Origin of the sequence: Leifsonia aquatica (genome assembly GCF_014190775.1) — a bacterium.
Classification (GTDB): Bacteria; Actinomycetota; Actinomycetes; order Actinomycetales; family Microbacteriaceae; genus Leifsonia; species Leifsonia aquatica.
The window spans coordinates 427,605-452,205 of sequence record NZ_JACHVP010000003.1; the positions used below are offsets into that span (position 1 = coordinate 427,605).

25 protein-coding genes and 1 tRNA gene are annotated in these 24,601 nt (G+C 70.4%); 15 read left to right on the forward strand and 11 right to left on the reverse strand.

Annotated elements, in window-relative coordinates; translation table 11 throughout:
• Positions 1–41: 41 nt before the first annotated feature.
• The 3 genes from FHX33_RS15375 to FHX33_RS15385 are packed head-to-tail and all read right to left on the reverse strand — an operon-like array spanning position 42 to position 2,399.
• A complete protein-coding gene (locus tag FHX33_RS15375; protein ID WP_155829035.1) occupies positions 42–833 on the reverse strand; it encodes an NAD-dependent epimerase/dehydratase family protein in 792 nt (263 codons plus the stop codon).
• Between the two features lie 55 nt (positions 834–888).
• Complete coding sequence (locus FHX33_RS15380) at positions 889–1,704, reverse strand: alpha/beta fold hydrolase (RefSeq protein ID WP_039922410.1); 816 nt, start codon at positions 1,702–1,704, stop codon at positions 889–891.
• 32 nt (positions 1,705–1,736) lie between these two features.
• Positions 1,737–2,399: a DUF4097 family beta strand repeat-containing protein gene (locus tag FHX33_RS15385; RefSeq protein ID WP_021763257.1), complete on the reverse strand. Its 663-nt coding sequence runs from the start codon at positions 2,397–2,399 to the stop codon at positions 1,737–1,739.
• A gap of 228 nt (positions 2,400–2,627) precedes the next feature.
• On the opposite strand from FHX33_RS15385, the gene FHX33_RS15390 reads away from it, so the two are divergent.
• On the forward strand, positions 2,628–3,368 hold the full coding sequence (locus tag FHX33_RS15390) for a GbsR/MarR family transcriptional regulator (protein WP_021763256.1): 741 nt from the start codon (positions 2,628–2,630) through the stop codon (positions 3,366–3,368).
• Between the two features lie 13 nt (positions 3,369–3,381).
• Here the strand turns inward: FHX33_RS15390 and FHX33_RS15395 are convergent, their stop codons facing one another.
• Complete coding sequence (locus FHX33_RS15395; RefSeq protein ID WP_021763255.1) at positions 3,382–4,848, reverse strand: MDR family MFS transporter; 1,467 nt, start codon at positions 4,846–4,848, stop codon at positions 3,382–3,384.
• 73 nt (positions 4,849–4,921) lie between these two features.
• Between FHX33_RS15395 and FHX33_RS15400 the strand changes: the two genes are divergently transcribed.
• On the forward strand, positions 4,922–5,554 hold the full coding sequence (locus tag FHX33_RS15400; protein ID WP_021763254.1) for a TetR/AcrR family transcriptional regulator: 633 nt from the start codon (positions 4,922–4,924) through the stop codon (positions 5,552–5,554).
• A gap of 40 nt (positions 5,555–5,594) precedes the next feature.
• On the opposite strand, the gene FHX33_RS15405 is transcribed toward FHX33_RS15400, so the two are convergent.
• The gene (locus tag FHX33_RS15405) at positions 5,595–6,149 is read right to left on the reverse strand and encodes a CGNR zinc finger domain-containing protein (protein ID WP_039922407.1); all 555 of its coding nucleotides are present in this window, start codon (positions 6,147–6,149) and stop codon (positions 5,595–5,597) included.
• A gap of 70 nt (positions 6,150–6,219) precedes the next feature.
• Here FHX33_RS15405 and FHX33_RS15410 point away from each other — a divergent pair, with 70 nt between their 5' ends.
• From FHX33_RS15410 to FHX33_RS15430, 5 genes are all read left to right on the forward strand, one after another.
• The gene (locus FHX33_RS15410) at positions 6,220–7,203 is read left to right on the forward strand and encodes a DMT family transporter (RefSeq protein ID WP_021763252.1); all 984 of its coding nucleotides are present in this window, start codon (positions 6,220–6,222) and stop codon (positions 7,201–7,203) included.
• A gap of 329 nt (positions 7,204–7,532) precedes the next feature.
• The gene (locus tag FHX33_RS15415; RefSeq protein WP_081703984.1) at positions 7,533–7,979 is read left to right on the forward strand and encodes a MaoC family dehydratase N-terminal domain-containing protein; all 447 of its coding nucleotides are present in this window, start codon (positions 7,533–7,535) and stop codon (positions 7,977–7,979) included.
• Positions 7,979–8,419: a MaoC family dehydratase gene (locus tag FHX33_RS15420; RefSeq protein ID WP_021763250.1), complete on the forward strand. Its 441-nt coding sequence runs from the start codon at positions 7,979–7,981 to the stop codon at positions 8,417–8,419. The genes FHX33_RS15415 and FHX33_RS15420 overlap by 1 nt, the downstream gene beginning before the upstream one ends.
• Positions 8,416–9,570: a UDP-N-acetylmuramate dehydrogenase gene (locus FHX33_RS15425; RefSeq protein WP_183428694.1), complete on the forward strand. Its 1,155-nt coding sequence runs from the start codon at positions 8,416–8,418 to the stop codon at positions 9,568–9,570. Before FHX33_RS15420 ends, FHX33_RS15425 begins: the two co-directional genes overlap by 4 nt.
• A gap of 99 nt (positions 9,571–9,669) precedes the next feature.
• Positions 9,670–10,377 (forward strand): hypothetical protein, encoded by a 708-nt coding sequence (locus FHX33_RS15430; protein WP_183428695.1) that lies wholly within the window; start codon positions 9,670–9,672, stop codon positions 10,375–10,377.
• 32 nt (positions 10,378–10,409) lie between these two features.
• Here the strand turns inward: FHX33_RS15430 and FHX33_RS15435 are convergent, their stop codons facing one another.
• The 5 genes from FHX33_RS15435 to FHX33_RS15455 form a co-directional block, all read right to left on the reverse strand.
• Complete coding sequence (locus tag FHX33_RS15435; protein ID WP_021764002.1) at positions 10,410–12,506, reverse strand: RecQ family ATP-dependent DNA helicase; 2,097 nt, start codon at positions 12,504–12,506, stop codon at positions 10,410–10,412.
• A 109-nt stretch (positions 12,507–12,615) separates the two neighbouring features.
• Complete coding sequence (locus FHX33_RS15440) at positions 12,616–13,428, reverse strand: ABC transporter permease (RefSeq protein ID WP_021764001.1); 813 nt, start codon at positions 13,426–13,428, stop codon at positions 12,616–12,618.
• Positions 13,425–14,303, reverse strand: coding sequence for an ABC transporter ATP-binding protein (locus FHX33_RS15445; protein ID WP_021764000.1), 879 nt, complete (start codon positions 14,301–14,303; stop codon positions 13,425–13,427). The genes FHX33_RS15440 and FHX33_RS15445 overlap by 4 nt, the downstream gene beginning before the upstream one ends.
• A gap of 7 nt (positions 14,304–14,310) precedes the next feature.
• On the reverse strand, positions 14,311–14,748 hold the full coding sequence (locus FHX33_RS15450; RefSeq protein ID WP_021763999.1) for a hypothetical protein: 438 nt from the start codon (positions 14,746–14,748) through the stop codon (positions 14,311–14,313).
• A gap of 8 nt (positions 14,749–14,756) precedes the next feature.
• On the reverse strand, positions 14,757–16,364 hold the full coding sequence (locus FHX33_RS15455; protein WP_221209639.1) for a PspC domain-containing protein: 1,608 nt from the start codon (positions 16,362–16,364) through the stop codon (positions 14,757–14,759).
• A gap of 116 nt (positions 16,365–16,480) precedes the next feature.
• On the opposite strand from FHX33_RS15455, the gene FHX33_RS15460 reads away from it, so the two are divergent.
• Both FHX33_RS15460 and FHX33_RS15465 read left to right on the forward strand, forming a co-directional pair.
• Positions 16,481–17,671, forward strand: a complete 1,191-nt coding sequence (locus FHX33_RS15460; RefSeq protein ID WP_183428696.1) for an ATP-binding protein — start codon at positions 16,481–16,483, stop codon at positions 17,669–17,671.
• A complete protein-coding gene (locus FHX33_RS15465; RefSeq protein ID WP_021764073.1) occupies positions 17,668–18,366 on the forward strand; it encodes a LuxR C-terminal-related transcriptional regulator in 699 nt (232 codons plus the stop codon). The genes FHX33_RS15460 and FHX33_RS15465 overlap by 4 nt, the downstream gene beginning before the upstream one ends.
• Positions 18,367–18,371: 5 nt before the next feature.
• On the opposite strand, the gene FHX33_RS15470 is transcribed toward FHX33_RS15465, so the two are convergent.
• The gene (locus FHX33_RS15470; RefSeq protein ID WP_155829066.1) at positions 18,372–19,265 is read right to left on the reverse strand and encodes a hypothetical protein; all 894 of its coding nucleotides are present in this window, start codon (positions 19,263–19,265) and stop codon (positions 18,372–18,374) included.
• Positions 19,266–19,629: 364 nt separating this feature from the next.
• On the opposite strand from FHX33_RS15470, the gene FHX33_RS15475 reads away from it, so the two are divergent.
• The 6 genes from FHX33_RS15475 to FHX33_RS15500 all read left to right on the forward strand — a co-directional run bounded on the left by FHX33_RS15475 (position 19,630) and on the right by FHX33_RS15500 (position 24,551).
• Positions 19,630–19,702, forward strand: a tRNA-Trp gene (locus FHX33_RS15475).
• A gap of 42 nt (positions 19,703–19,744) precedes the next feature.
• A complete protein-coding gene (secE, locus tag FHX33_RS15480; RefSeq protein ID WP_039923027.1) occupies positions 19,745–20,017 on the forward strand; it encodes a preprotein translocase subunit SecE in 273 nt (90 codons plus the stop codon).
• A gap of 73 nt (positions 20,018–20,090) precedes the next feature.
• On the forward strand, positions 20,091–21,011 hold the full coding sequence (nusG, locus tag FHX33_RS15485) for a transcription termination/antitermination protein NusG (RefSeq protein ID WP_039923029.1): 921 nt from the start codon (positions 20,091–20,093) through the stop codon (positions 21,009–21,011).
• A gap of 101 nt (positions 21,012–21,112) precedes the next feature.
• Complete coding sequence (gene rplK, locus FHX33_RS15490; RefSeq protein WP_021764077.1) at positions 21,113–21,544, forward strand: 50S ribosomal protein L11; 432 nt, start codon at positions 21,113–21,115, stop codon at positions 21,542–21,544.
• Positions 21,545–21,635: 91 nt separating this feature from the next.
• A complete protein-coding gene (rplA, locus tag FHX33_RS15495) occupies positions 21,636–22,325 on the forward strand; it encodes a 50S ribosomal protein L1 (protein WP_021764078.1) in 690 nt (229 codons plus the stop codon).
• A 231-nt stretch (positions 22,326–22,556) separates the two neighbouring features.
• Positions 22,557–24,551, forward strand: a complete 1,995-nt coding sequence (locus FHX33_RS15500; RefSeq protein ID WP_021764080.1) for a S53 family peptidase — start codon at positions 22,557–22,559, stop codon at positions 24,549–24,551.
• Positions 24,552–24,601 lie beyond the last annotated feature (50 nt).

Consider the following 24,601-nt stretch of genomic DNA (forward strand, 5'->3'; position numbering starts at 1 on the left):
TAACGGTGGAATACCGCGACTCGGTTGCGTTGTGGATCCCGCTACCACCGCAGCCCGACGGGATGCCGCTCGTCGCCGAACGGCGCGCCCAGCGGTTGCTCGGGGTCGGGCAGGTCGATGGCGGCACCACTGCGCTCCGCGATCGCGACCGCGTCGTCCTGCGGGAAGTAGCCGATCGCCTCGCCCTCTTCCAGGGGGAACCAGGCGGGACGGTTCGCGGAGACGCCCCACACGATCCGGTGGCCCGGCTCCGTGAGCGTCGCCACGGCCTCCACGAGACGCGTCGCGTCGCCCGGCGAGAGCCAGGTCGCCAGCGAGCGCGACGCCTCGGGATGCTCGGCGAAGGTGCAGATCCTGGCCGACACCACGGCCATCCCGAACTGGTCGGCGTACAGGCTGCCGAGCGCCTCCATCGCGACCTTGCTCACGCCGTAGTAGGTGTCGGGTCGTGGAGGGAGGATGCGGGACTCCCGTGCGGAGGAGGCCGGGGCCCGACCGACCGCGTGGATCGAGCTCGCCAGCATCACCCGGGGCACCCCGGCGACGTACGCGGCCTGGAGCGCGTTGCGGGTGCCGTCGATGTTCTCCTCGACGATCTCGTTCCACGGCCGTTCCGAGGCGACTCCGGCGAGATGGATCAGGGTGCCGGCGCCTTTCACCGCTTTCGCGAGCGCGTCCCTATCGGCGATCGACGCCTGGACGTGCTCCCACGTGGCGTCGTCCGGAGCCTCGGTGATGTCGATCGAGCGGACCTGGTGGCCGTGGCCGATCAGGCGCGGGATGATCGAACGGCCGATGCGTCCGTTGCCGCCGGTGATCGCGAACTGTGCCATTGCTGCCTCCATCGTCCGCACCATCAGTACACCGATCCGGGCCGATGGTCAGCGGTCAGCGGTCGGCGCCCAGGGCGGCGACCTCGCGGACGGCGGCGGCGACCGCCGCGTGATCCTTGCGGAGGATCGCGCCGTGGTTGCTCGGCACCTTCGCGCTGATCGCGATATTGGGGTTGCGGGCGATCACGTCGGCGAGGCCGGCGCGGATGACCTCCTGCTCGTCGCCGCGGCTGCCGAGCGATGTGCCGGAGGCGACGACGTGCCGGGTGGGCACCACGATGCCGTCGAGCACCGGGCCCAGCTCGCCGGTGCTGCCGAGACGGCCGAGCTCGATGTTGCTCTCGGCCTGCTGGGCGGCGCTCATCCGGGGCGTGAGTCCGGTGGGTCGCAGGAGCGGCGTAAACCACCCCATCCGCCGGAAGAGCGTCCGAATGCGGGCCTCCATCGCGTCGTCCAGCCAGTCGTAGGGCTGCGCGCCGTCGACCAGCACAGCGCCGATCGTGCGTGCGGGGTTGAGGTTGGCCCAGTGCGCCGCGACGTAGGCGCCGTACGACCAGCCCACCACCACGGCGCGGTCGACACCGCGCGCCGCGAGCACAGCATCGACATCGCGCACGGCGGCCGCGAACGAGTAGTCGGCCGAGCGGCCCGATTTCCGGCCGCGGGCGCGCTCGTCGTACGTGATGTGCCGCCAGGTGGGGCCGAGGTCGGCGATCACCCGGCGCCAGTAGCCCTGCGTGGCGAACTGGCCGTTCAGATAGACGATGGGCGTGCCCGAGCCGCCGGTGTCGGTGGTGGCGAGGGCTGTGTCGTCGACCGGCACCATGCCGGTCCAGGCTGCATGGGTGGAAGTCGTGCTGCGGTTCGTCATGATGTTCTCCCGAGTTCTGGTGGGATGCGCGGTCAGAGGGTGTGGGCGTCGATGTCGCCGGACGCGGTGGTGGTGCGGATCCGCACGGTCGCCGATCCATCGGTGTTCCGCAGGGCGTTGCTGATGCGGCCGTGAGGGGTGCCGGCGTCGAGGACGGCGGTGGTGCCCGCCGGGACGCCGACGGAGACGTCGCCGAGCTGGGTGATGACGACCACGTCGCCCCGCCGCGCCTCGGCGATCCGGATGTCGCCGCGCGCGGTGGAGATCTCGGCGGGGCCGGTGAGGCGACCGACGGCGATTGCGCCGTCGAGGGCGCTGAGGCGGACGGACTCCGCTTCGTCGAGCGCGATCGGTCCGACCGATCCCTCGACGACGACGTCACCGAGGCTCCCGGCCCCGCGCAATTCCGCGCTTCCGGTCGCTCGCACGCTGGAGCCGGCGGGCAGCTGGATCGTCACCTCGACGGAGCCGCTCGGCCCGAACGCGGCAGACGTCTCGGTCGTGCCGATGGTGAGCGTTCCGGCGGCGAACGCCGCGGTGGTGCGCTCCGCCGCTTTCACGTCGCGCGCCTTCGTGGCGTCGACGGGGCGGATGTCCACGCAAACGTCCGTGCGCTCGGTGGCGATGAACCGGAGGCGCCCGGCGGGCACGTCGACGACGGTGGTGACGGGGGACGGGGTGTCGAAGGTCTGCATGGTGCTCAACTCCTTGATCGGTGACGCTGATGGATGTTTCTGATACAGGAAACGCTACGTTGCGTTCACTGATCAGGCAATGCCATCATTGCGTTGTATATTCAAAAATGCAGATCAAAAGACATATATCGTTGCGATAGTTCAGAGAGTAATGCAATCGCCACCCGTAATCCTGTTGCGTTAGTGAGCGACTGAACGCTACGCTCGACTCGACGAAGGAGGCGACGGATGGCCGCAGGCAGGCTCACCAGGCAGGAACGCCACCAGATCGCGGTCGGCCTGGCCGACGATCTCGCGTACGCGGAGATCGCCCGGCAGCTGGATCGGCCGACCTCGACGATCACTCGGGAGGTGCTGCGCAACGGCGGACCCGGGGCGTACCGGGCCGACCTCGCGCAGCGGGCCACCGAGCAGCGCGCGCACAAGCGTCGCGGAACCGTCGCGGGAGCAGCCCGCGAACCGCAGGCGGACGGACGCGATTCGCCGGCCGTCCGCGCCTACGAGGAGTCCTTCACCACTCTCTTCATGCAGTCCGGTCTTCCGCGCGTGGCGGCCGGCATCCTCACCAGCCTCTACACCACCGACGCGGGCAGCCTCACGGCGGCCGAGCTGGTGCGGCGTCTCGAGGTGAGCCCCGCCTCCATCTCCAAAGCCATCAGCTTGCTCGAGGGACAGGGCCTCGTCATCCGCGAGCGTGGGGAGGGAAGGCGCGAGCGCTACATCGCCGACGCCGACGTCTGGTATCAGTCGATGATCGCGGCGGCGCGCTCCAATGCCCAGATCGCCGAGACCGCCCGCGAGGGCGTGCGCCTGCTCGGCGACGACACCCCGGCCGGCGTCCGGCTCGAGAACATGGCGCGCTTCATGGACTTCGTCGGCGAGAGCATCGCCCGCGCCGCCGAACAGGCGCGCGGGCTGCTCGGCACCGGCGAGGAGGGTTCGCCCTCCTCGCCGGCCGACGGCGCCTGATCCGGAGCGGACGTCAGACGGTCTCGATCACGGAGTCTGCCGCTTCGGACGGTGCGTTCTCGGCACGCTGGGCGGCATCCCGGACCCGGCGGGTGGCCGGGACGAGGAAGGCCAGGACGAGCGGCACCGCGCTCAGCGCCAGCACCCACCAGAACGTCGCGTTGAAGGCGCCGAGCGCCTGGTTCGCCGTGGTCGCTCCCGCGAGGTACTGCTGCAGGACGACGGCGATGACCGTGACGCCGAACGGGGCGCCCACCTGCTTCACCAGGTTGAAGGCGGCGCTTCCGCGGGGCGTCTCCGCGTGGCTGAGGCTGGCGAAGGCGAGCGTCATCACCGGGAGCGAGACGGCGGCCATCCCGAATCCCTGCAGGAACTGCCCGGCCAGGAGCAGCACGTCTCCGCCGGACGCGCCGGCCAGCGCGAACGGCAGCGTTCCGATCATGGCGAGCACCACGCCGCCCGCGATGACGAAGCGGGTGTCGATCCGGTCGCCGAGCCGGCGGTTGACGAGGATGAAGCACATCGTCCCGAGACCCTGGGGGATCAGCAGGAGGCCGGTCGTGAAGACGGAGTCGCCGCGGATCTGCTGGTAGAAGAGTGGCAGCAGGAACATGAGCGCGTAGATCGAGAAGCCGCTCAGGAACGTGATGACGCTGCCGATCCCGAAGCTGCGCCGCGCGAAGACGCGCACGTCGAGCAGGGCCGGCCGCTTCGAGCGCAACGACCAGGCGGTGAAGCCGGCGAGGAGGGCGACGCCGATCGCGAGGGGGAGCCACGCGTCGAGGGCGGCGAAACCGTCGGGGGTCGCACCTCGGCTGATCCCGAAGGCGAGCGCGACGACTCCCGGTGTCAGGAGGACGAAGCCGAACAGATCGAAGCGGTGCGCCGAGTCCCTCGCACCGACCGGGAGGAAGAGCGGTGCGAGCACGAGTGCGGTCAGGCAGATCGGGACGTTGACGAAGAACAGCCAGCGCCAGCCGACCGAGTCGATGAGCGAGCCGCCGATCAGTGGGCCGAGGATGGGTCCCAGCTGGGCGACCAGGCCGATCGTCGCGATCGCCCGGCCGATCCGTTCCTTGCCGGCCGCCCTGGTGAGGATCGTGATGGTGATGGGGAGCACCATCCCACCGCCGACGCCCTGCAGCACGCGGAAGCCGATGAGGCTCGGCAGGTTCCAGGCGAGGCCGCAGAGCACCGAGCCGAGCACGAAGGTGGCGACGGCGAACATCCACATGCGCCGCGCGCCGAATCGCTCGGACGCCCAGCCGGAGACCGGGACGACGGCGACGTAGGCGAGGAGGTAGCCGGTCACGACCCACTGCGTCTGGGCGACGGTGGCGTGGAACACGGTGTGGAAGTGGTCGAGCGCGATGTTCACGATCGTCGAGTCGAGGATCGTCGTGATCGCGCCGAGGATCAGCACGAGGCTGATCAGGTTGAGCCGACGAGAGCTCACGGCGGCGGGTGGGGTCATGGTCATGAGCAGTAAACTACACCGTGCAGTGTAGTAAGTAAACCGATGAGTAAGATCGTGAGGGAATCAGGGAGGTCCGATGCAGACGACGACGCCGGCGAAGGGTGTTCGCGAGGGGTCGGCGCAGAAGCGGGAGGCCATCCTCGCCGCCGCGCGCGAGCTGTTCCTCGCGGACGGTGTCGAGCGCACCAGCGTCGACGCGATCGCCGCGAGTGCCGGTGTCTCCAAGCGCACCGTCTACGACTACTACGGCGACAAGCGGAATCTGCTCCTGGCCGTCGTCGAGCAGGCCGTCGACGCGCTCGGCACGGCCGTGACCGCGGCCATCGACGCCGACCTCCGAGGCGAGATCGAGATCGAGGCCGCCCTGACGCGGTTCGCCCAGGACATCACGTCCACCGCGCTCGGGTCCTCCGACTACATCGCGCTGATGCGCCTGCTCTCCACCGAGTCGGTGAACCTGCCCGAGCTCTGGGACAAGCACTGGAGTGTCGGCGAGCCCGAGGATGCCGTGGCCGAGCGGTTCGCGGAGTTCGACCGTCGCGGGCTGCTCGTCACCCCCGACCCGCGCCTCGCCGCCGACCACTTCGTGGCCCTCACCGTCTCGTCGTTCGCCAACACCCTCGGGCGCCCGATCGAACGCGACGAGCAGCAGACGCAGCACCTGATCGTCGAGGGTGTGCGCGCGTTCCTGCGGGCGTACGGGGCCTGACGCACCGCGCCTGCTCCAGGCGGGCTGCGGATCGGTTCCGCTACGCCCCGCCCTCCTTGCGCGCGCGGAACGCGATCATGTTGACGCGGTTACCGCAGCGCACGCTGCAGAAGCGCTTGGAGCCGTTGCGGGAGAGGTCGAGCAGCAGTCCGGTGCAGTCGTCGGCGGCGCACACCCGCAGGCGGTCCGTCTCCCGCGCGCGGATCACGTCCACGAGGGCCAGTGCGACCTCCACCCGGATGCGCTCGGCGAGCGGCGCATCCTGCGAGGTCGCGTGCAGGTGCCAATCGAAGCCGTCGTGACGCAGCAGGTGGGGAAGGGCATGAGCGTCGGCGAGGATGCCGTTGACGGCCAGGGCCGCGTCGTCGCGGTCGAGTGACCAGACGCGCCGCAGCAGATCGCGGGTCGCGTGCACGTCGGCCAGTTCGGCTTCGGTCTCCTCCTTCCGGCCGGAGTACCGGTTGCGGGCGAGCAGTCGCGCCAGTTCAGCAGGGGTGGGGAGCTCGTCGTCTCCGCTGCGGGATGCGCCGGGCGCCGTGTTGCCGAGCTCGACGGCGAACTCGAGCGCGTCCACTGTGTCAGGGGCAAAATGCAAGTTGACTCCTTACTCGGCACAAGACTAGCGTCAGGCCCATCATCCCTTTCGATCCTGACAGGTGACTCTCATGTCGCACCGCCACCCGACGACGCTCGGCCTCCTCATCGCGCTGCTCGCGGCGGCGACCTTCGGGATGTCGGGTGCGTTCATCAAGCCCCTGCTCGAGAGCGGATGGTCGCCCGTCGCCGCCGTCACGCTGCGGGCGCTGATCGGTGGTCTCGTGCTCCTGCCGTTCGCCCTCCTCTCGCTCCGCGGGCGCTGGGCGGCCGTCTGGCGGGGCCGCTGGCGGCTCCTCGGGATGGCGCTGGTCGGCGTCGCGGGGACGCAGGTCCTGTACTTCTCGGCCATCCAGCGCATCCCCGTGAGCACGGGCATCCTGATCGAGTACCTCGCTCCCGTGCTGCTCGTCGCGGTGGCGTGGGCCCGTACTCGCCGTGCGCCGCACGCGGTCGTGCTCGTCGGATCGGCCGTCGCCGTCATCGGACTCGTGCTGGTCGTGTCGCCCGGCGGCGCCGGTCGCCTGGATCCGCTCGGGATCGTGCTCGCGACGGTCGCGATGATCGGATGCGCCGCCTTCTACGTGATCGCCGCCCGTCCGAGCGACGGCCTGCCACCGGTCGCGCTGGCGTCGGGCGGCCTGCTCGTCGGGGGACTCGCCCTCGGCGCCGTCGGTGCGACCGGTCTGCTGCCCTTCACCGTGCGGTTCACGGACGTCGAGCTGTTCGGCCGGCCGACGGCCTGGTGGGTGCCGCTCGCGGTGGTCGGCGTGCTCGCGACGGCAGTGGCCTACGCCTCCAGCATCACCGCCACCGAGCTGCTCGGCTCGCGCCTGGCCTCCTTCGTCGGGTTGCTGGAGGTCGTGGCGGCGAGCCTCTACGCCTGGCTGCTCCTCGGAGAGCGTTTGAGTGTCCTGCAGCTCCTCGGCGGCGTGCTCATCCTCGGCGGCATCGTCCTCGTCCGCGCGGACCGGGGCGCGGATCCGGAGGTCGTGGCGTCGGTGCCCGCGACAGAGGGCGCGACACGCCGACCTGACACCGCGACACGCCGGTGAGACTGCCGCCTCGGGCAGCGGAATGTCGGTGGTCCGCCGTAATCTCGGGGGAGAGCCAAAAAAAGTCGAAAACACTACATCTAGTGGAATGACAATCGTGTCATTCGGGTTATATAGTGGGTGAACACCGTGCGAAGCGGTGAAAAACGAGACTTCAGGGGAGGCCATCATGGACTACGAAAACGACAGCGTCGGCGGCTACGCGGTTCCCGTCGACCCGATGGACATGCTGCAGTGCGACAGCTGCCAGTAGGCGCCGACCACACGTAAAGAGAACCCCGGCCAGGTGGCCGGGGTTCTCTTTTTTCGTCTCCCCGTAGAATCGACGGGTGCCAGTGAATCCAGCTCTTCAGGGCCGCGCGTTCCCGCCGACCGCCCCGTACCTCGTGGGCCGGGAGAAGGTGCGCGAGTTCGCCCGCGCCGTGTTCGCGACCGACCCCGCCTCCTTCGACCTCGACGCGGCGCGCGCCGCCGGCCACGCCGACCTCGTCGCGCCCCCCACCTTCTCCATCGTCGTGCAGCAGCTCTCGCTCGACCAGCTGCTCGCCGACCCGGAGGCCGACATCGACTTCAGCCGCGTCGTCCACGGCGACCAGCGGTTCACCTTCACGCGCCCGGTCATCGCCGGCGACGAACTCACCGGCACGCTCACCGTCACCGCGGTGAAATCACTCGGCGCCCACTCGATGGTGACCGCCGAGACCGTGATCGTCGACGCGGCCGGCGAGCACGTCGTGACCTCCACCTCCACTCTGGTCGTTCGAGGGGACGAGTGATGACCCAGCTGACCTCCGCGCAGCCCGACTTCGACACGCTGACCGTCGGCGACGTGGTCGCCGAGCGCAGCTACGAGCTGACTCGCGACTCCCTCGTCCGCTACGCCGGCGCCTCGGGAGACTTCAACTCCATCCACTACCGCGACGACATCGCGACCTCCGTCGGCCTGCCCGGCGTGATCGCGCACGGGATGCTGACCATGGGTCTCTCGGTGCAGCCGGTCGTCGACTGGGCAGGCGACCCGGCGCGCGTCGCCGACTACCAGGTGCGCTTCACCCGGCCGATCCTGGTGGACCCGGTCACCGGCGCGACCGTCTCGGTCACGGCGAAGATCGGCCAGCTCGACGCGGAGGCCCGCGTCGCCCGTGTCGACCTCACCACGACGTTCAACGGCGAGACCGTGCTCGGCAAGGCGCAGGTGCGGGTCTCCCTGGCATGACCGACGCCCAGCCGCCCGCCGCGCCAACCGCACTCGCCGACCTCACCACGATGCGGGTCGGCGGCGTGCCCGCGCGCCTCGTCGCCCCGGCCGACCGCGACGCGCTCGTCGCCACGGCGCTCGAGGTGTGGGGGAGCGGCGACGACTGGCTGCTCCTCGGCGGCGGCTCGAACACCATCGCCGGCGACGATGGCTTCGACGGAACGGTCATCCGCATCGTCACCCGCGGCGTCGAGCGCCTGGAGGCACCCGACGGCCGCGTGCGCCTGCGCGTGCAGGCGGGCGAGCCGTGGGACGACCTGGTGGCCCTCACCGTGCGCAACGGCTGGGCGGGCATCGAGGCGCTGTCCGGAATCCCCGGATCGACCGGCGCCGCCCCCGTGCAGAACATCGGCGCCTACGGCCAGGAGCTCGAATCGGCTCTGCTCGGCATCGAGTTCCTCGACTACCGCACCGGCGAGGTGACGACGCTCACGAAGGCGGAGCTCGGCCTCGGCTACCGGATGTCGGCCCTCAAGGGCGGCCTGGCGGGCATCGTGCTCTCGGTCGACCTCGAACTCGCGGACAACACGGTTCCCGGCGGTGTCGGCGCACCGCTCAGCGCCCCGGTGGGATACGCGCAGCTCGCGGATGCCCTCGGCGTCGTGATCGGCGCCCGCGTCCCGATCGCGGAACTGCGTCGCTCCGTGCTCGCGCTGCGCTCGTCGAAGGGGATGGTCCTCGATCCGGACGACCCCGACTCGGTCAGCGCCGGCAGCTTCTTCACGAATCCGATCGTGTCCGAGAACTTCGCGCGGTCGCTGCCCCGCGACGCTCCGCGCTGGCCGGTGACCCCGCCGGAGCCGGACGCCGTGCTCGGCCTGGAGCCCGACGGGGTGCACCCCCTCGACGTGCCGCCGCTCCCCGACGGCCCGTACGACGTGAAGCTCTCGGCCGCGTGGCTCATCGAGCAGGCGGGCATCCGTCGCGGCTATGGGCTCCCGGGCTCGGCGGCAGGACTGTCCTCCAAGCACACGCTCGCGATCGTGAACCGTGGAGGCGCATCGGCGCAGGACGTCGTGCAGCTGGCGTCGTTCATCCAGGCCCGCGTGCAGTCGGAGTTCGGTGTGCTGCTGCGGCCGGAGCCGGTGCTCGTCGGCGTCGTGCTGTAGGCGACCGCCCGGCTTTCTCTGAGAACTCTCACACGCACGGAACCTAGGCTGACGGCAGCACGGCGCACCCGCACAGCCGTCGACCGAAGGGGCACGACCATGGGATTCCTCGACCGCCTTCTCGGACGCGAAGAGCCGCGTCCCGCCGGCCAGCAGTATCCGGCCGCGCCGGTGCCTCAGCAGGCGCCCGCTCCGCAGCAGCGCAGCGACGACGAGATCGCCGTCGAGCGCTACCGGTACCTGCTGCGCACCGCGCCGCCCGAGACCATCGAGCAGGTGCACGAAGAGGCGTTCACGAAGCTGACGCCCGAGCAGCGCCGCCTGCTCTTCCAGCAGCTCAGCGAGAACGCCCCGGCCGGCGAGCAGCCGCGCGGCGACGACCCGCGCTCGCTCGCGCAGTCCGCCACGCGCTCCGAGCTGCGTCAGCCCGGGACCCTCGAGCGCTCGCTCGGGGGCCGAGCGGGCGGCGGCGGCATGGGCTTCGGTGGGATGTTCGCGAGCTCCCTCCTCGGAAGCGTCGCCGGCTACGTCATCGGTTCCGCCCTGGTCGGCGCGTTCCTCCCGTCGCCGGCCGACAGCCAGGCGGGTGCGGACAACGGTGACGGCGGCGACAACGGTGGAGACGGCGGCTCCGGCGACGGCGGCTCCGGCGATGCCGGCACGACCGACGCGGCCGGTGCAGACGCGGGCGGCGCCGACATGGGCGGCGCCGACGCAGGCAGCTGGGGTGACAGCGGCGGTGGCTGGGGTGACTTCGGCGGCGGTGACTTCGGAGGCGGCGATTTCGGCGGCGGCGACTTCATCTAGTCGTCTTCATCTCGTCCTCGGCACCCCGACCCTCACCCCCTCAGCGCCGCCGCGAACGGGAGCACGGCCGAGGCACCCGCGTCCAGCAGGGCGCGCCCGGCGACGGTGATCGTCCAGCGGCTGTCGACGAGGTCGTCAACGAGGAGGACGGGGCGCCCGTTCGGCACGTCGAGACCCTCGGCGCCGAAGCGATCCCACACGGCGGCCAGCCGGAACGCGCTGTTGCCGCCCGGGTCGCCGGTCGGACCTCCTCCGCGAAGCGCGAGCGAGCCGAGGAACGGTAGCCGTCCGACGTCGGCCAGACCGCGCGCGAGCGACTCGACGAACACCGGGCGTCGTCGTGACGGCATCGCGACGACGGCGGCGGGCCGCTCGGCCCAGTCCCAATCCGCCAGGACCCGGATGCAGGCGGCGAGCAGCTCGGGAGGGCACGGCGCGTCCGGAGCTTGAGGAGAGAGCACCTCACGAAGGCGGTTGCCCCAGCCCAGGTCGGTGAGCCGGGCGAGGGCCCGGCCGGACTGGAGCTGCTCGGCAGGGGCGATCTTGCCGCGCACGGACACGCCCAGCCGGTCCGCGCCGGTCGGCCAGAGCTTGCGCGGCTCGACCTCCACTCCCACCCGATCGAGCATTGCCGAGACCGACCCGGAGGCCTCCGCGGCGATGGCGCTCGGATACCAGGCGCCTGCACAGTTGTCGCATCGGCCGCACGGTGCCGCTGCCGGGTCGTCGAGGGCCTCCTGCAGGAACTGCATGCGGCACATCCCGGTGCGCTCGTACTCGAGCATCGACTGCTGTTCCGCTTCACGTGCTGCGGCGATCCGCTCGTACCGGTCGCGATCGTAGACCCAGGGCTGCCCCGTCGACACCCAGCCGCCGGACACTCGGCGGACGGCGCCGTCCACATCCAGGACCTTGAGGAGCAGCTCCAGCGTCGACGCCTTGAGGTCGACCCGGCTCTCGAGCACGCGGGTCGACTGCGTCTCCTGTGAGAGGGCGTCGAGGACGGCCGCCGCCTTCTCCTCCGACGGCATGGAGGCGGTCGCGAAGTACTGCCAGATGGCGCGGTCCTCCGGGCCCGGCAGCAGCAGGACGTCGGCATTCTCTGTCGCGCGCCCGGCGCGACCGACCTGCTGGTAGTACGCGACGGGCGACGACGGCGCCCCCAGGTGGACCACGAAGCCCAGGTCGGGCTTGTCGAAGCCCATGCCGAGAGCGCTCGTGGCGACGAGCACCTTCACCTCGTTGCGCTTGAGCCGCCCCTCCAGATCCTCACGCTCGGCGGTGTCGGTCTGCCCGGTGTACGCGTGCGCCTCGAACCCCGCCTTCCGCAGCACGCGGGCTGTGTCCTCCGCGGCCGCGATCGTCAGCGTGTAGACGATGCCGCTGCCCGGGAGCGCATCGAGGTTGCTCGCCAGCCACGCGAGCCGCGACGTCGCGTCCTCCAGGGTCAGCACGCCGAGGCGCAGGGACCGCCGTGCGAGCGGTCCGCGGATCGTCAGTACCTCCGCGTGCCCACTGCCCTCGCCCATCTGCTCGGCGACGTCGGCGACGACGCGCTCATTGGCCGTCGCGGTCGTCGCCAGCACGGGCACGCCATCCGGAAGAGACGCGATCAGGTCGCGCAGGCGGCGGTAGTCCGGCCGGAAGTCGTGACCCCAGTCCGAGATGCAGTGCGCCTCATCGATCACGAGGAGGCCGCTGCGCGCGATCAGGTCGGGGAGGTGCTGGTCGCGGAAGTCGGGATTGTTGAGCCGCTCCGGGGAGACCAGGAGCACATCCACCGAGTCCTCGCGCAGCCGCGCGGACACGTCGTCCCACTCGTGGCGGTTGGCCGAGTTGATGGTGACGGCGCGCACTCCCGCGCGTTCGGCGGCGGAGACCTGGTCGCGCATGAGCGCGAGCAGCGGCGAGACCAGGATGGTCGGCCCGGCACCGCGCTGCCGGAGCAGCATGGTCGCCACGAAGTAGACGGCCGACTTGCCCCACCCGGTGCGCTGCACGACCAGCGCCCGTCGCTGCTCGTCGACGAGGGCAGCGATCGCCTCGTACTGCCCCGAGTGGAAGTCGGCGTCCTCCCGCCCGACGAGGGCGCGGAGGCTGGTGACGGCGAGGTCTCTGGTGGTGCTCATGCAGCCATCGTTCCAGAGGGGGCCGACGCCCGATCGCCCCGGGTGCTGATCCGTGGACAAGTCCCAGGCCCGGCCGGCTGTGCAGAACCCTCTGCCACGGCAGCGCCGATCAGCCGTCCTTGCGGATCCACCGGAACGTCAGCCGGCAGGCGATGAGCCCGGCGACCAGCCAGATCAGCAGGACCACGGCCATCCAGCCCAGCTGCCAGCTCCCGCTCGGCTCCTGCGACTCGAACGACGCGGGCAGGAACACGCTCCGCATCCCCTGCGCGATCCATTTCAGCGGGAACACGCTCGCGATGTTCTGCAGCCAGACGGGGAGGAGGTTGAACGCGAGGTAGACGCCCGAGATGAACTGCAGCACCAGCACGATCGGGATGATGACGGCCGTCGCACTCTTGCCCGTGCGGGGCACCGCCGACAAGGCGATCCCGAGCACCGCCGACGTCACGATCCCGAGCAGGTAGATCCAGATGAAGCGCAGCCACGCCTCGGGGTCGGTCGGCAGTTCGACGCCGAACGCCAATCGGGCGACCAGCAGCAGGAGCACGATCTGAAGGGCGCTCGTGACGATGACCTGGCCCATCTTGCCGATGAAGTACGAGACCACCGGCAGGGGTGTCCCGCCCAGACGCTTGAGCGTCCCGTTGCTCTTCTCGACGGCGATGTCGACGGCGAGGTTCTGGACGCCGCTGAGCAGGATGCCCGCGGCGATCATGCCGGGCAGGTAGTAGGCGGCCTGCGTGATGCCGCCCGAGCCGTCGGGCGCCGCTCCGACCTTCCCCAGCCCCTGGAACGCGACCGAGAAGATCCCGAGCATGACCACCGGGAAGAGGAAGGTGAAGAAGATCGTGTCGCCCTGCCGGAAGTAGGTGAGGGTCTCGTAGCGGGCACGGGCGATGCCGAGCGGGATGGTCGTCATGCGATCGCCTCCTGCTCCGCGGCCCCCGCCTCGCGCACGAGCTCGAGATAGATGTCCTCCAGGCTCGGCCGGATCACCTCGAGGTCGCGCGGTTCGCCGCCGAGCTCCGCGGTGATCCGGGAGACGAGTGCGCCCGGCTCATCGGTGCGTCGCCGCTGGAGGGCGCCGCCGCCGTCGCGCCAGCTGACGATCGGGATGCGCGCATCCGCGCCGCCGATCTCGTCGACGGCGCCGATGTCGATCAGGGTGCCGCGCGCGATCACCGCGACCCGGTCGCTCAGTTGGGCGGCCTCATCGAGGTAGTGGGTGGTGAGGAGGATGGTCGTGCCCTCGGGCTTGAGGTCCCTGATCAGATCCCAGAACTGGTGGCGCGCCTCCGGGTCGAAGCCGGTGGTCGGCTCGTCGAGGAAGAGCAGCTCCGGCCGGCCGATCACACCGAGCGCGACGTCGAGCCGGCGCCGCTGGCCGCCCGACAGATTGCGGATGCGCGTCTTCGCCTTGTCGGTGAGGCCGACCGCCGCGATGAGTTCGTCGACGTCGCGACGCTGAGGGTAGAAGCGCGAGAAGTGCACGAGCTGCTCGCGCACCGTCACGTCGGCGGCTTCGATGCCCGACTGCAGCACGATCCCGAGCCGGGCCTTCCACTCCGTGCCGCCGTGCTGCGGGTCGACCCCCAGCACCTCGGCCGTGCCGCCGCTGCGGTCGCGGTAGCCCTCGAGGATCTCGATCGTCGTGCTCTTTCCTGCACCGTTCGGGCCGAGGAGGGCGAACGTCTCGCCCTCCTCGATGTCGAAGTCGACTCCGCGCAGCGCCTCGAACGCGCCGTACGTCTTGCGGAGGTCGCGGACCGAGACCGCAGCGCGGTGGGGAGTCATGCCCCCATCATGCCGTCTGGCGGCGTCGCTGTGCCGACCGGATCGCACCGAGCAGTGCGAACACCACGATGAGCACGCCCGCGGCAGCAAGCCACAGAGCCCACGCCGTACCCGGTGTGAGGGCGGCGAGCCAGACCTCCACGGCGGCCAGACGCTCGGGGGCGGACAGGACGAACAGCGTCCCGGCGGCGAACAGCACGAGGAGCAGTCCCCACACCACCCCGCCCCACCGGATCGGCGGACGGGAGGCGGTGGAGGTCGCGGGCGACCACGCGGACGGGGGCGGCGGGGTGAGCCAGGGTTCGGCGGGCAGCGGGCGCGTCGGCTGAGAGACGGTCGGCTGCTGCGCGGTCGGCTGCTCCGTTGTCGGCTGCTCCGTCGTGGAGAGTGCCTCCGTCGGCTGCGTGTCGGACGGGTCGGGGGTCGGGTTCGCGTCGGTGGTCATGACGTTCCTCACTTCTGCTCGCGCTGGACGAGCACGTCGTCGAGCTGGGCGATCCGGACGACGGCGTCGGGATCTCCGCCCGGGCCGACGACGATGTTCGTGCTGCAGCCGCCGAGCGGGCGGGGCTGGCAGCGATGGACGTGCTCGGCGCCCGACGGGTCCGTCACGATCACGGCGGACGGTGTCGCCGCCTCCAGCCGCACGGTGGCGTCGGCGGGGATGATCAGTGTCGTCGCGTCCGAGCCCTTGGCCAGGTCGATCTCGGGCGTTCCCGAGGCCGTCACGGCGTCGGTCAGGTCGATCGTGGTGTGACCCCAGCCCTGCACGTAGGCGGCGTCCGACGACGGCGAGAGGGTCTGGTCGGCTCCCGCGACGATGGACGTCGCGGAGAAGCTCGCGCGAGCGCCCCCGGGGAGAGCCGCCGTGAGTGCGGTGAGAGCGGCGAGGATGATCCCGAACGTGATGAGGAATCCGCTGCGGCGGCGGGCGAGGCCCGCGATGAGTGCAGCGAGGCCGAAGACCAGCGTCGCGGCGGCGAGGGCGGCGGTCGACGCGTAACCGGACAGGCCGGTCAGCGGGATCCAGAGCGCCGAGACGGCAGCTCCCGCGATGATCGCGAGGCCGACGGTCAGCCAGCCCAGGGGCGCGCCGACCCGGGGATTGGCGGCGCGGTAGGCCGCGCGGCGCGCGTTGGCCGCGGCATTGGCGGCCGCCGCCTGGGAGCGGATCTCCGCCGAACGCTGCGCTTTGACGGCACGCATGTCCTCGGCGAGGCGCGCCTTCCAACGGGCGTGGTCGGCCTTCCATTCGGCCTGACGCTGCTGCCAGTCCGCGACGTCCTGAGGGCTGGCGCCCACGGTCGGTGCCGGAGGGGCGACCGGCTCGGCGGTGATGTCGAGCGGGGGCGTCGGAGCGCCGGCCTCGGTGGTCGGGTCCGCGCTCGCCGCGGTGGTCGTGGTCGCGCCGTCCGCTCCCGTGGCGAACGCGGCGGACGCGGCGGAGGTGGTGGGTGGGCTCGAGGAGTCGCTGGGTGCTCCCTCGGCCGTCGCGCTCGGCCATGCGCCGGGCGCGGGAGGTGCCGGCCGGCCCGCGGGGGTCGATGCACCCGGCCGTTTGTCGGCCGCCCGCACTGCGAAGACGATCAGCCCGGCGACGAGCGCCAGCACGAGGAGCGTCCAGAACACGCGGCCGACGATCTCGGCCCAGCCCCAGTCGTGCCAGACGCCGCCGCCGAACCAGCCGAGCCCGCTCGACCAGGGCAGCAGGGAGAGGACGATCAGAACGCCCGCCGCGACGATCGGCGCATCCACGTCGCCCTCGAAGAGGCGCTGGAGGTGGATGCGGCCGTCGCGATCGGGGAGGAGCGCCCAGGCGAGCGCGTAGACGAGGAGGACGGGCGCGCCCAGCACGGCGGCCACGACGGCGATGCCGCGGACGATCAGCGGGTCGATCCCGAGACGGTAGGCGACGCCGGCGCACACACCGCCGACCCAGCCGTCCGCGCGGACGACGCCGAGGCTGCGCATCCAGTCGAAGAAGCGGGAGCCGCGGCCGGAGAGGCCGGTGCTCGGGCCGCCGTACGGCGGCGGCGTGGTGGTGGAGTCGTTCTGTGACATGCTTCGATCCTGGCGTTCGGAGGCGGCGCTGCGACATGGGGTGACACCCTGAGCGGACCCTGATTCCCCTGCCCGTGGGCTGTCCGGGTGGCCCCGGGTCTGCTTGGATTCTGAACATGACCCCGACCGTCCCCGCTGTCCGGCCGCCGCTCGCGCGTCCGCGCGACTGCGTGTTCGGCGGTGTCAGCCAGGCGCTCGCCGACCACCTCGGGTGGCCGGTCGCGGCCGTCCGGTGGATCTTCGTCGGGACGACGTTCCTCGCCGGCGCGGGCGTCCTCTTCTACCTCTGGCTGTGGGCGCTCGTCCCCCTGCGCGCGGCGGAAGCGGACGAGGCCGTCCAGCGGGTGCACCGCCGCGTCAACATCCCCTGGTTCTTCGGGATGGCCGGGGCGGCGTCCGGTGTCGTGTCGATCGTCCTGGTGTCGACCGGTGCCCTGGGCTCGGCCATCGGCCTCCTCTTCCTCTCGATCGTCCTGGTCGTCGCCGCCGTGGCCTGGGACCAGCTCGTGGAGGACGACAGCCTCCTCCCCACGCCGTTGTCGGCCACCGCGTTCCGCACGGCCGCCGGCGCCTTCTTGGTCGTGGTCGCGCTCGTGCTGAGCGTGCTCCAGAACGGGCGCAGCTCGGGACCGTTGTGGCTCGGGATCATCGCCGCGACCTTCGCCGGGGCGGCCGTGCTGGTCGCGCCCTGGGCCCTGCGCCTCTGGCGGGAGCTGATCTCGGAGCGCACCGCGCGCATCAAGGAGGAGCAGCGCGCCGAGATGGCGGCGCACCTGCACGACTCCGTGCTGCAGACCCTCGCGCTCATCCAGAACCGCGCCGGGGCCTCGAGCGAGGTCGGCCGCATCGCCCGAGCCCAGGAGCGCGAGCTGCGCGACTGGCTGTATGCCGACGCCGCGCACGCGGCCGAGCGGGACGGCGCCGACCTGGCCGGGGAGCTGCGAGAGGTCGCCGCCGCGCTCGAGGTCGACCACGCCGTCCACTTCGATATCGTCTCGGTTGGCGAGCCGGTACGGAACGCGCCTGCCGAGCTCGGTGCCGCCTCCCGCGAAGCCATGCTGAACGCCGCGCGCCATGCCGGAGGCGAGGTCTCCGTGTACATCGAGAACGGCGCCGGCTCCGCCGACGTCTTCGTGCGAGACCGAGGGGCGGGATTCGACGTCGACGCCCTGCCCGACGGACGCCTGGGCGTGCGGGAGTCCATCATCGGCCGGATGCGCCGCGCCGGCGGCACGGCCACCGTCACCTCCCGGCCAACCGGCACCGAGGTCCACCTGAGCATCGAGTTCGCGAACGAGGCATCATGACAGACCACACCGACCCAGCCCACGACGGCGGGATCGCCGATCCCCGACGCATCACCGTCGTGATCGTCGACGACCACTCCATCTTCCGCTCCGGTCTGCGCGCCGACCTCGACGATCGTCTCGACGTTCTCGCCGAAGCCGCGGACGTGGACGCCGCCGTCGAGGCGATCGTGCGGACACGACCGGCCGTCGTGCTGCTCGACGTGCACCTGCCGGGCGGTGCGGGAGGCGGCGGGGCGGAGGTCGTGCGTCGCACGGTCTCCGAATGCCCGCACACCCGCTTCCTCGCGCTGAGCGTCTCGGACGCCGCCGAGGACGTCGTCGGCGTCATCCGCGCCGGCGCCCGCGGCTACCTCACCAAGGGCAGCTCCGGCGGCCAGGTGAGCGATGCCGTGGTGGCGGTGGCCGGAGGCGACGCGGTGTTCTCGCCGAAGCTCGCGGGCTTCGTGCTCGACGCCTTCGGAGCGGCTGCGGGCGAGCAGGCGGAGACCACGGACGAACTGGACCGGCTCTCGGCCCGCGAGCGCGAGGTGATGCGGCTGATCGCCCGCGGCTACGCCTACAAGGAGGTCGCGGCCGAGCTGTTCATCTCCATCAAGACGGTGGAGACCCACGTCTCCGCGGTCCTCCGCAAACTCCAGCTCTCGTCCCGGCACGAGCTGACGGCGTGGGCTCTGGAGCGCAAGCTGCTGTAGGCGCGTCACCCGTCTCCTCCCCTGTGCGCCGCGCGAGCGAGGATCGCCCGCACCCGGCGCGCGAGAGCGGGATCGCCCAGGTCGTCCGGCCCGAGTTCGACGATGGTCCAGCCGTCCGCCTGCAGGTCCATGCGCCGGCGGAGGTCGCGACGGTACTGCTCCTGCTCGCGGTCGTGGTCGCCCCGGTAGTCGAGGATCACCCGGCGCTCGGGGAACACGAGATCGCCGCGGTAGTTCTTGCCGGTGGTCGTCCGGATGGCGAGGTTCGACTCGAGACCCAGCAGGCCTCCGGCCACGAGCCGGAAGCGGAGGCGGGATTCCTGCGGCGACTCCGCCCGGGGATCCAGGAGGTCGAATGCCCGGAGCAGCTCCGGCCGGCCGCGCCGCGACGCACAGCGGCTCAGCGCATCGCGCAGGGCACGGAGTCGGTCGCGACCGGTGGAGCGACGCGCGACCGCATCGCCCGCGACCACCAGGTCTTCGACGCTGAACATCCCGGCGAGCTCGCACCAGGCGCGCGGGAGGGAGCTCAGCTGCAGACCGTTCTCGACGATCACATCCCCGAACGAGACCCTGACCGAGTGGCCGTGGATCCCCGGCCGGCGCGGAGCGCGCGCCGGCGCGGGGACCGACACGTGCAGACCCGACGGGAGGCGGGGGAGAGGGAGGCCGTGGAGCGCCGCGGCCGTCGGCCCGGAGAAGAACGCGCCGGGCGGGGCGACGGCGAGGTAGGCGCGGCACCAGTCGTCGAGCCCGCGGAGAGGAGCCGTGGTCACCACGCCGCGGAACGGCCGCTGGATGGTCGGCCCGCGCAGGCGCTTCTCCGTGGAACCGAGGGCGCGCGCCTCCCGCACGGCGAGAGGCTGGCGTCCGAGCTGGAGGGCGAGTGCACTGTTCATGCGCATCACTCTGCCGGGCCATCACCAGCCTGATCCGGTTGTCCACAGGATCATCCGGCACTGAGGCGGTGAGACGTCGCGAGGCGCCCTTTCCGACGGCGAGTGGACGCGGAAAAGGGCGTGTCACGACGGTTCACCCGCCCGAGGCAGGGCGCTTTTGCGCAGGTGGTGCAGCGTCCCGTACACTGGACGCGGTGGTTGAATCTGCCAAGCTTTTCTGCGCCTTTTTTCGGTTGTGGCGACGGCAGATGTGCCGAGCTGTGATCAGGCATTCGGAGCACATTCGGATGCGTGATCGGCTAGCCTTGACCGAGGCTAGGTTTGTCTCAGGACGTGCGGAGCGCTTCGCGGGTTCGTCTTCCCTAGGGCGGTAGCTCAATTGGCAGAGCAGCGGTCTCCAAAACCGCAGGTTGCAGGTTCGATTCCTGTCCGCCCTGCAAGTCGACATTCCGATGTCGGCCCACGAAAGGTGTAACGAGGTGGCCCGAAAAGTTATCGACGAGCCGAGTGAGGACATCGTCGCCAACGCGAAGAAGGATCGCGCTGCGAAGCGCAACCCCTTCGCGCGCATCGCGCTGTTCATCCGCCAGGTCATCGGCGAGCTCAAGAAGGTCGTCACGCCGACCCGCAAGGAACTCCTGAGCTACACGGGCGTCGTGCTCGTCTTCGTGGTGATCATGATGGCGCTCGTGTCCCTCCTCGACTGGCTGTTCAGCCTGGGCGTCGTCTGGGTCTTCGGCAATCCCACCTAGAGCGGACGACTCCCGCTCGAGTGGAAAGCTCGGCCGGACCACCGGCCACCCCGACAGAAATGGAATGAATTCAGTGTCTGAGACGAATCGCGACGACGTGGACTGGGCCACCGCAGCCGAGCAGTCCTCCGAGGACGACGAGGCGCAGACCGGCAACGTGCTCGAGCACGACGAGGACTCGTCGGACGCCGCCGAGCACGAAGCGCTGCACGTCGTGGCCGAGGACGGCACCCAGATCGATCTGGACGCCGTGCTGGACGCGATGGCGGAGGCCGTCGATCCCGAGGCCGATCACGCCGTCGACGAGGCCCTCGAGGTCCACGACGACGAGGAGGCCGAAGCCGCCCAGGAAGCCGTCGAGGACGAAGAAGAGGTCGCCACCGACCCCTACGAGGAGTTCCGCACCGAGCTCCGCGGCAAGATCGGCAAGTGGTACGTCATCCACTCGTACGCCGGCTTCGAGCGCCGGGTGAAGTCCAACATCGAGAACCGCATGGTCTCGCTGAACATGGAGGACTACATCTACGAGGTCCAGGTCCCGATGGAGGACGTGGTCGAGATCAAGAACGGCCAGCGCAAGATGGTCAACCGCGTGCGCATCCCGGGCTACGTGCTCGTGCGCATGGACCTCAACGAGGACAGCTGGTCGGTCGTCCGCCACACGCCGGGCGTCACCGGCTTCGTCGGCAACGCGCACAACCCGACGCCGCTGCGCTTCGAAGAGGCGTTCTCGATGCTGAAGAGCCTCGTCCAGATCGAGGCCGCACCGGTCAAGGGCGCCGCCAAGGGCCAGAAGGCCACCGCCCGGGTCATCCCGGCCGAGGTGGACTTCGAGATCGGCGAGACCATCACGATCAAGGAAGGCTCGTTCGCGGGCCTGCCCGGATCGATCAGCGAGATCAAGCCGGAGAGCGGCAAGCTCACCGTGCTGGTGTCGCTCTTCGAGCGCGAGACGCCGGTCGAGCTCAGCTTCGACCAGGTCACGAAGCTCTGACCCCCTAGTTTTCAGATCACCGGGTCTCGGAAGGGCCGAGAAACCGGGAGAGCGGCACGGAGAGATCCAACGCCGCTCGAATACACAAAGAAGGAAGAGACATGGCACCGAAGAAGAAGGTCACCGGTCTGATCAAGCTTCAGATCAACGCCGGCGCTGCCAACCCGGCCCCGCCGATCGGCCCGGCCCTGGGTCAGCACGGCGTGAACATCATGGAGTTCTGCAAGGCGTACAACGCTGCGACCGAGTCGCAGCGCGGCAACGTCATCCCGGTCGAGATCACCGTCTACGAGGACCGTTCGTTCACGTTCGTCCTGAAGACCCCGCCGGCTGCGGAGCTCATCAAGAAGGCGGCCGGCGTCGCCAAGGGCTCGGGTGTCCCGCACACCAACAAGGTCGGCAAGCTGACCCAGGAGCAGGTCCGCGGCATCGCCGAGCAGAAGATGGTCGACCTCAACGCGAACGACATCGACGCCGCGTCGAAGATCATCGCCGGCACCGCCCGTTCGATGGGCATCACCGTCGAGGCGTAAGCCCCGACCGCCCTCACACACCCTCCGCCGAAAGGCATCACAGTGGCAGAGCCGGCCAGGCTCGCACCACATTCTCGTTAGGAGAAAACTCATGGCACAGAAGTCCAAGGCCTACCGGGCCGCCGCCGAGAAGATCGAAGACGGCAAGTTCTACACCCCGACCGAGGCTGTCGCCCTCGCGAAGGAGACCGGTTCCGCGAAGTTCAACTCGACCGTCGAGGTCGCGCTGAAGCTCGGTGTGGACCCGCGCAAGGCGGACCAGATGGTCCGCGGTACCGTCATCCTTCCTCACGGCACCGGCAAGACCGCGCGCGTCATCGTCTTCGCGACCGGCCCTGCGGCCGAGGCGGCCATCGCGGCCGGCGCGGACGAGGTCGGCGGCTCCGAGCTGATCGAGAAGGTCGCCGGCGGGTGGACCGACTTCGACTCGGCCGTCTCCACCCCGGAGCTCATGGGCCAGGTCGGCCGTCTCGGTAAGGTGCTCGGCCCGCGCGGCCTCATGCCCAACCCGAAGACCGGCACGGTCACCCCGGACGTGGCGAAGGCCGTCTCCGACATCAAGGGCGGAAAGATCGAGTTCCGCGTCGACAAGCACTCCAACGTCCACTTCGTGGTCGGCAAGGCGGGCTTCACGCAGGAGCAGCTCGACGACAACATCAAGACCGCGCTCGAGGAGATCGTGCGTCTGAAGCCGTCGGCCGCCAAGGGCCGTTACATCCAGAAGGGCGCCGTGTCGACCACGTTCGGCCCGGGCATCCCGCTGGACGTCAACGCGATCTGATCGTCACGCAGACACTCGAAGGGGTCGGGACCGGCAGCAGCCGGTGCCGGCCCCTTCGGCGTTGCTGAAGCCCTCCCCACGATTCTGAGAGAACATACACACTCGTCATGGATCGCGACAGACCCGTCTACCCCCTCTTGTGTGGCAGAACGACGCGGGTTTACGCTCGCTCTGGCGCGCGCCGCGCGTCGGCTCGATGTCGAGTCCGTCCGAGTGAAGGATGACGTTTCCATGACTCCTCGCACCACACGATCCCTCCACAAGAGGGTCGTCGGAATCATCGCCACCGTGGCCGCCACGGTGGCTTTGTCATTGGCGGGTACCTCCGCGGCCACCGCCGCCGACCGGGTGACCTACACCGACTCCGTCCCGTCGTGGGCCACCGCCGCGAACGACGCCGGCGCCGCACCCGCCGACACGACGGTGGAAGGTGAGATCTACCTCCCGCTGCGCGACCAGAAGGGCGCGGAAGCGCTCGCGAAGCAGGTCTCGAACCCGGCGATCGCCGGCTACCGCAAGGCGCTCGCGCCGGCCCAGTGGATCGGGCGCTTCTCGCCGACGCAGGCCGACTCCGACGCCGTGGTCAGCTTCTTGACGACCGCGGGACTCACCATCACCGCCGTGCCCGCCAGCCGTCAGTACGTGGTGTTCCGCGGGACGCCCGATCAGATCGGGTCGATCTTCGGCACGTCCCTTCACTCGTTCAACTACGCCGGCCGCCAGCTGATCGCGCCCGCGACGGCGCCGTCCCTGCCCGCGTCGATCGGCACGAAGGTGTCGGGCGTCAGCGTCGAGCAGTCGCGGACCCTGACCCGGCCGGACTCGATCCAGCAGGGCGACCTCGGATCATCCGGTGAGCCGCAGCTCTCGCGCAAGGTCGCCGCGGCTCCGGTGGTCGACACTCCCTGCTCTCACTACTTCGGTGAGAACACGGTGACGGTCCCCGCCGCCTACAACGGCCAGACGAAGTACAGCACCTACAACTGCGGCTACACGCCGCAGCAGCTGCGCAGTGCCTACGGGCTGAGCGACCTCAGCAAGCGTGGCGTGAACGGCACCGGTCAGACAGTCGCCATCATCGACGCATACGCCAGCCCCAGCATCGTGAAGGACGTCAACTCGTACTCCGCGCAGAACGGCGAGCCGGGTCTGACCAACTCCTCGTACCAGCAGCTGGTGCCGAAGCCCGCCGACTTCACCGACCAGGAGCTGTGCCAGTACCCCAGCGGTTGGCAGGGTGAGCAGACGCTCGACGTCGAGTCCGTGCACGCGATCGCACCGGGAGCGCGCATCCTCTACGTGGGTGGCACGAACTGCGGCGGCGGCCTGGACGTGGCGATGTCCAAGATCCTCGACAACAAGCTCGCGACCATCGTGAGCAACAGCTACGGCAACGTCGGCGAGGCGGTTCCGGCCGACGTGATCCAGGGCGAGGTCAACCTCCAGCTGCAGGCTGCGGGTGAAGGCATCGGCCTCTACTTCTCGAGCGGTGACAACGGCGATGAGGTCGCGAACCTCGGTTACGCGTCTCCCGACTTCCCGGCCTCCTCGCCGTGGGTCACCTCGGTGGGCGGCACGAGCATGGCGATCGACAAGAACGGCAAGATCGCCTTCGAGACCGGCTGGGGCGACACCGTCGACCAGATCGTGAAGAACGCCGACGGCTCGCTGAGCTACGCGGAGCCGCTGCCGGGCAGCCGGTTCGTCGGAGGCGCGGGAGGCGGCACGAGCGCCGTGTTCGCGCAGCCGGACTACCAGCGCGGCATCGTCCCGGCTGCTCTGGCCGCGGGCAAGCGCGTCTCGCCGGACGTCTCGGCCCTGGCCGACCCGTACACCGGCTTCCTGATCGGCATCCGGCCCATCGTCGACGACGACACGCTCGCGGTCGGCGACTACATCAACGAGACGTATGGCGGCACCTCGCTCGCCTCGCCGATCGTGGCCGCGCAGATCGCGATCGTCCAGCAGTCGACGCACACGACGATCGGGTTCGCGAACCCGACGCTGTACGCCGTCAAGCGCGTGCTGCCGGGGAGCTTCCGCGACGTGCTGCCGCAGAACCCGACCCAGGCCGTCGCGTACACGAGCAAGACCAGCGGCAACAGCTACCTGGTGTCGTTCGATCAGGACACCACGCTGAAGACGGCCAAGGGCTACGACCCCGTGACCGGCCTCGGCGACGTGTCGTTCTCCCTGCTCAGCCTGGTGGCGCAGGGCCGGCACTAGTCGGCGCCGGAACGACCGGACCGGCCGCCCCATTCCCCCGGGGGCGGCCG

What these genes read in the sequence shown, in the direction of transcription:
- FHX33_RS15430 (WP_183428695.1), top strand. Translation starts at nt 9,670, where the DNA reads ATGGGATTCCTCGACCGCCTTCTCGGACGCGAAGAGCCGCGTCCCGCC.
- FHX33_RS15450 (WP_021763999.1), bottom strand. Translation starts at nt 14,748, where the DNA reads ATGACCACCGACGCGAACCCGACCCCCGACCCGTCCGACACGCAGCCG.
- rplA (WP_021764078.1), top strand. Translation starts at nt 21,636, where the DNA reads ATGGCACAGAAGTCCAAGGCCTACCGGGCCGCCGCCGAGAAGATCGAA.
- FHX33_RS15445 (WP_021764000.1), bottom strand. Translation starts at nt 14,303, where the DNA reads ATGACTCCCCACCGCGCTGCGGTCTCGGTCCGCGACCTCCGCAAGACG.
- FHX33_RS15440 (WP_021764001.1), bottom strand. Translation starts at nt 13,428, where the DNA reads ATGACGACCATCCCGCTCGGCATCGCCCGTGCCCGCTACGAGACCCTC.
- FHX33_RS15470 (WP_155829066.1), bottom strand. Translation starts at nt 19,265, where the DNA reads ATGAACAGTGCACTCGCCCTCCAGCTCGGACGCCAGCCTCTCGCCGTG.
- FHX33_RS15500 (WP_021764080.1), top strand. Translation starts at nt 22,557, where the DNA reads ATGACTCCTCGCACCACACGATCCCTCCACAAGAGGGTCGTCGGAATC.
- FHX33_RS15410 (WP_021763252.1), top strand. Translation starts at nt 6,220, where the DNA reads ATGTCGCACCGCCACCCGACGACGCTCGGCCTCCTCATCGCGCTGCTC.
- FHX33_RS15375 (WP_155829035.1), bottom strand. Translation starts at nt 833, where the DNA reads ATGGCACAGTTCGCGATCACCGGCGGCAACGGACGCATCGGCCGTTCG.
- FHX33_RS15395 (WP_021763255.1), bottom strand. Translation starts at nt 4,848, where the DNA reads ATGACCATGACCCCACCCGCCGCCGTGAGCTCTCGTCGGCTCAACCTG.
- FHX33_RS15420 (WP_021763250.1), top strand. Translation starts at nt 7,979, where the DNA reads ATGACCCAGCTGACCTCCGCGCAGCCCGACTTCGACACGCTGACCGTC.
- FHX33_RS15455 (WP_221209639.1), bottom strand. Translation starts at nt 16,364, where the DNA reads ATGTCACAGAACGACTCCACCACCACGCCGCCGCCGTACGGCGGCCCG.
- FHX33_RS15460 (WP_183428696.1), top strand. Translation starts at nt 16,481, where the DNA reads ATGACCCCGACCGTCCCCGCTGTCCGGCCGCCGCTCGCGCGTCCGCGC.
- FHX33_RS15385 (WP_021763257.1), bottom strand. Translation starts at nt 2,399, where the DNA reads ATGCAGACCTTCGACACCCCGTCCCCCGTCACCACCGTCGTCGACGTG.
- FHX33_RS15390 (WP_021763256.1), top strand. Translation starts at nt 2,628, where the DNA reads ATGGCCGCAGGCAGGCTCACCAGGCAGGAACGCCACCAGATCGCGGTC.
- FHX33_RS15425 (WP_183428694.1), top strand. Translation starts at nt 8,416, where the DNA reads ATGACCGACGCCCAGCCGCCCGCCGCGCCAACCGCACTCGCCGACCTC.
- FHX33_RS15435 (WP_021764002.1), bottom strand. Translation starts at nt 12,506, where the DNA reads ATGAGCACCACCAGAGACCTCGCCGTCACCAGCCTCCGCGCCCTCGTC.
- FHX33_RS15400 (WP_021763254.1), top strand. Translation starts at nt 4,922, where the DNA reads ATGCAGACGACGACGCCGGCGAAGGGTGTTCGCGAGGGGTCGGCGCAG.
- FHX33_RS15380 (WP_039922410.1), bottom strand. Translation starts at nt 1,704, where the DNA reads ATGACGAACCGCAGCACGACTTCCACCCATGCAGCCTGGACCGGCATG.
- rplK (WP_021764077.1), top strand. Translation starts at nt 21,113, where the DNA reads ATGGCACCGAAGAAGAAGGTCACCGGTCTGATCAAGCTTCAGATCAAC.
- FHX33_RS15465 (WP_021764073.1), top strand. Translation starts at nt 17,668, where the DNA reads ATGACAGACCACACCGACCCAGCCCACGACGGCGGGATCGCCGATCCC.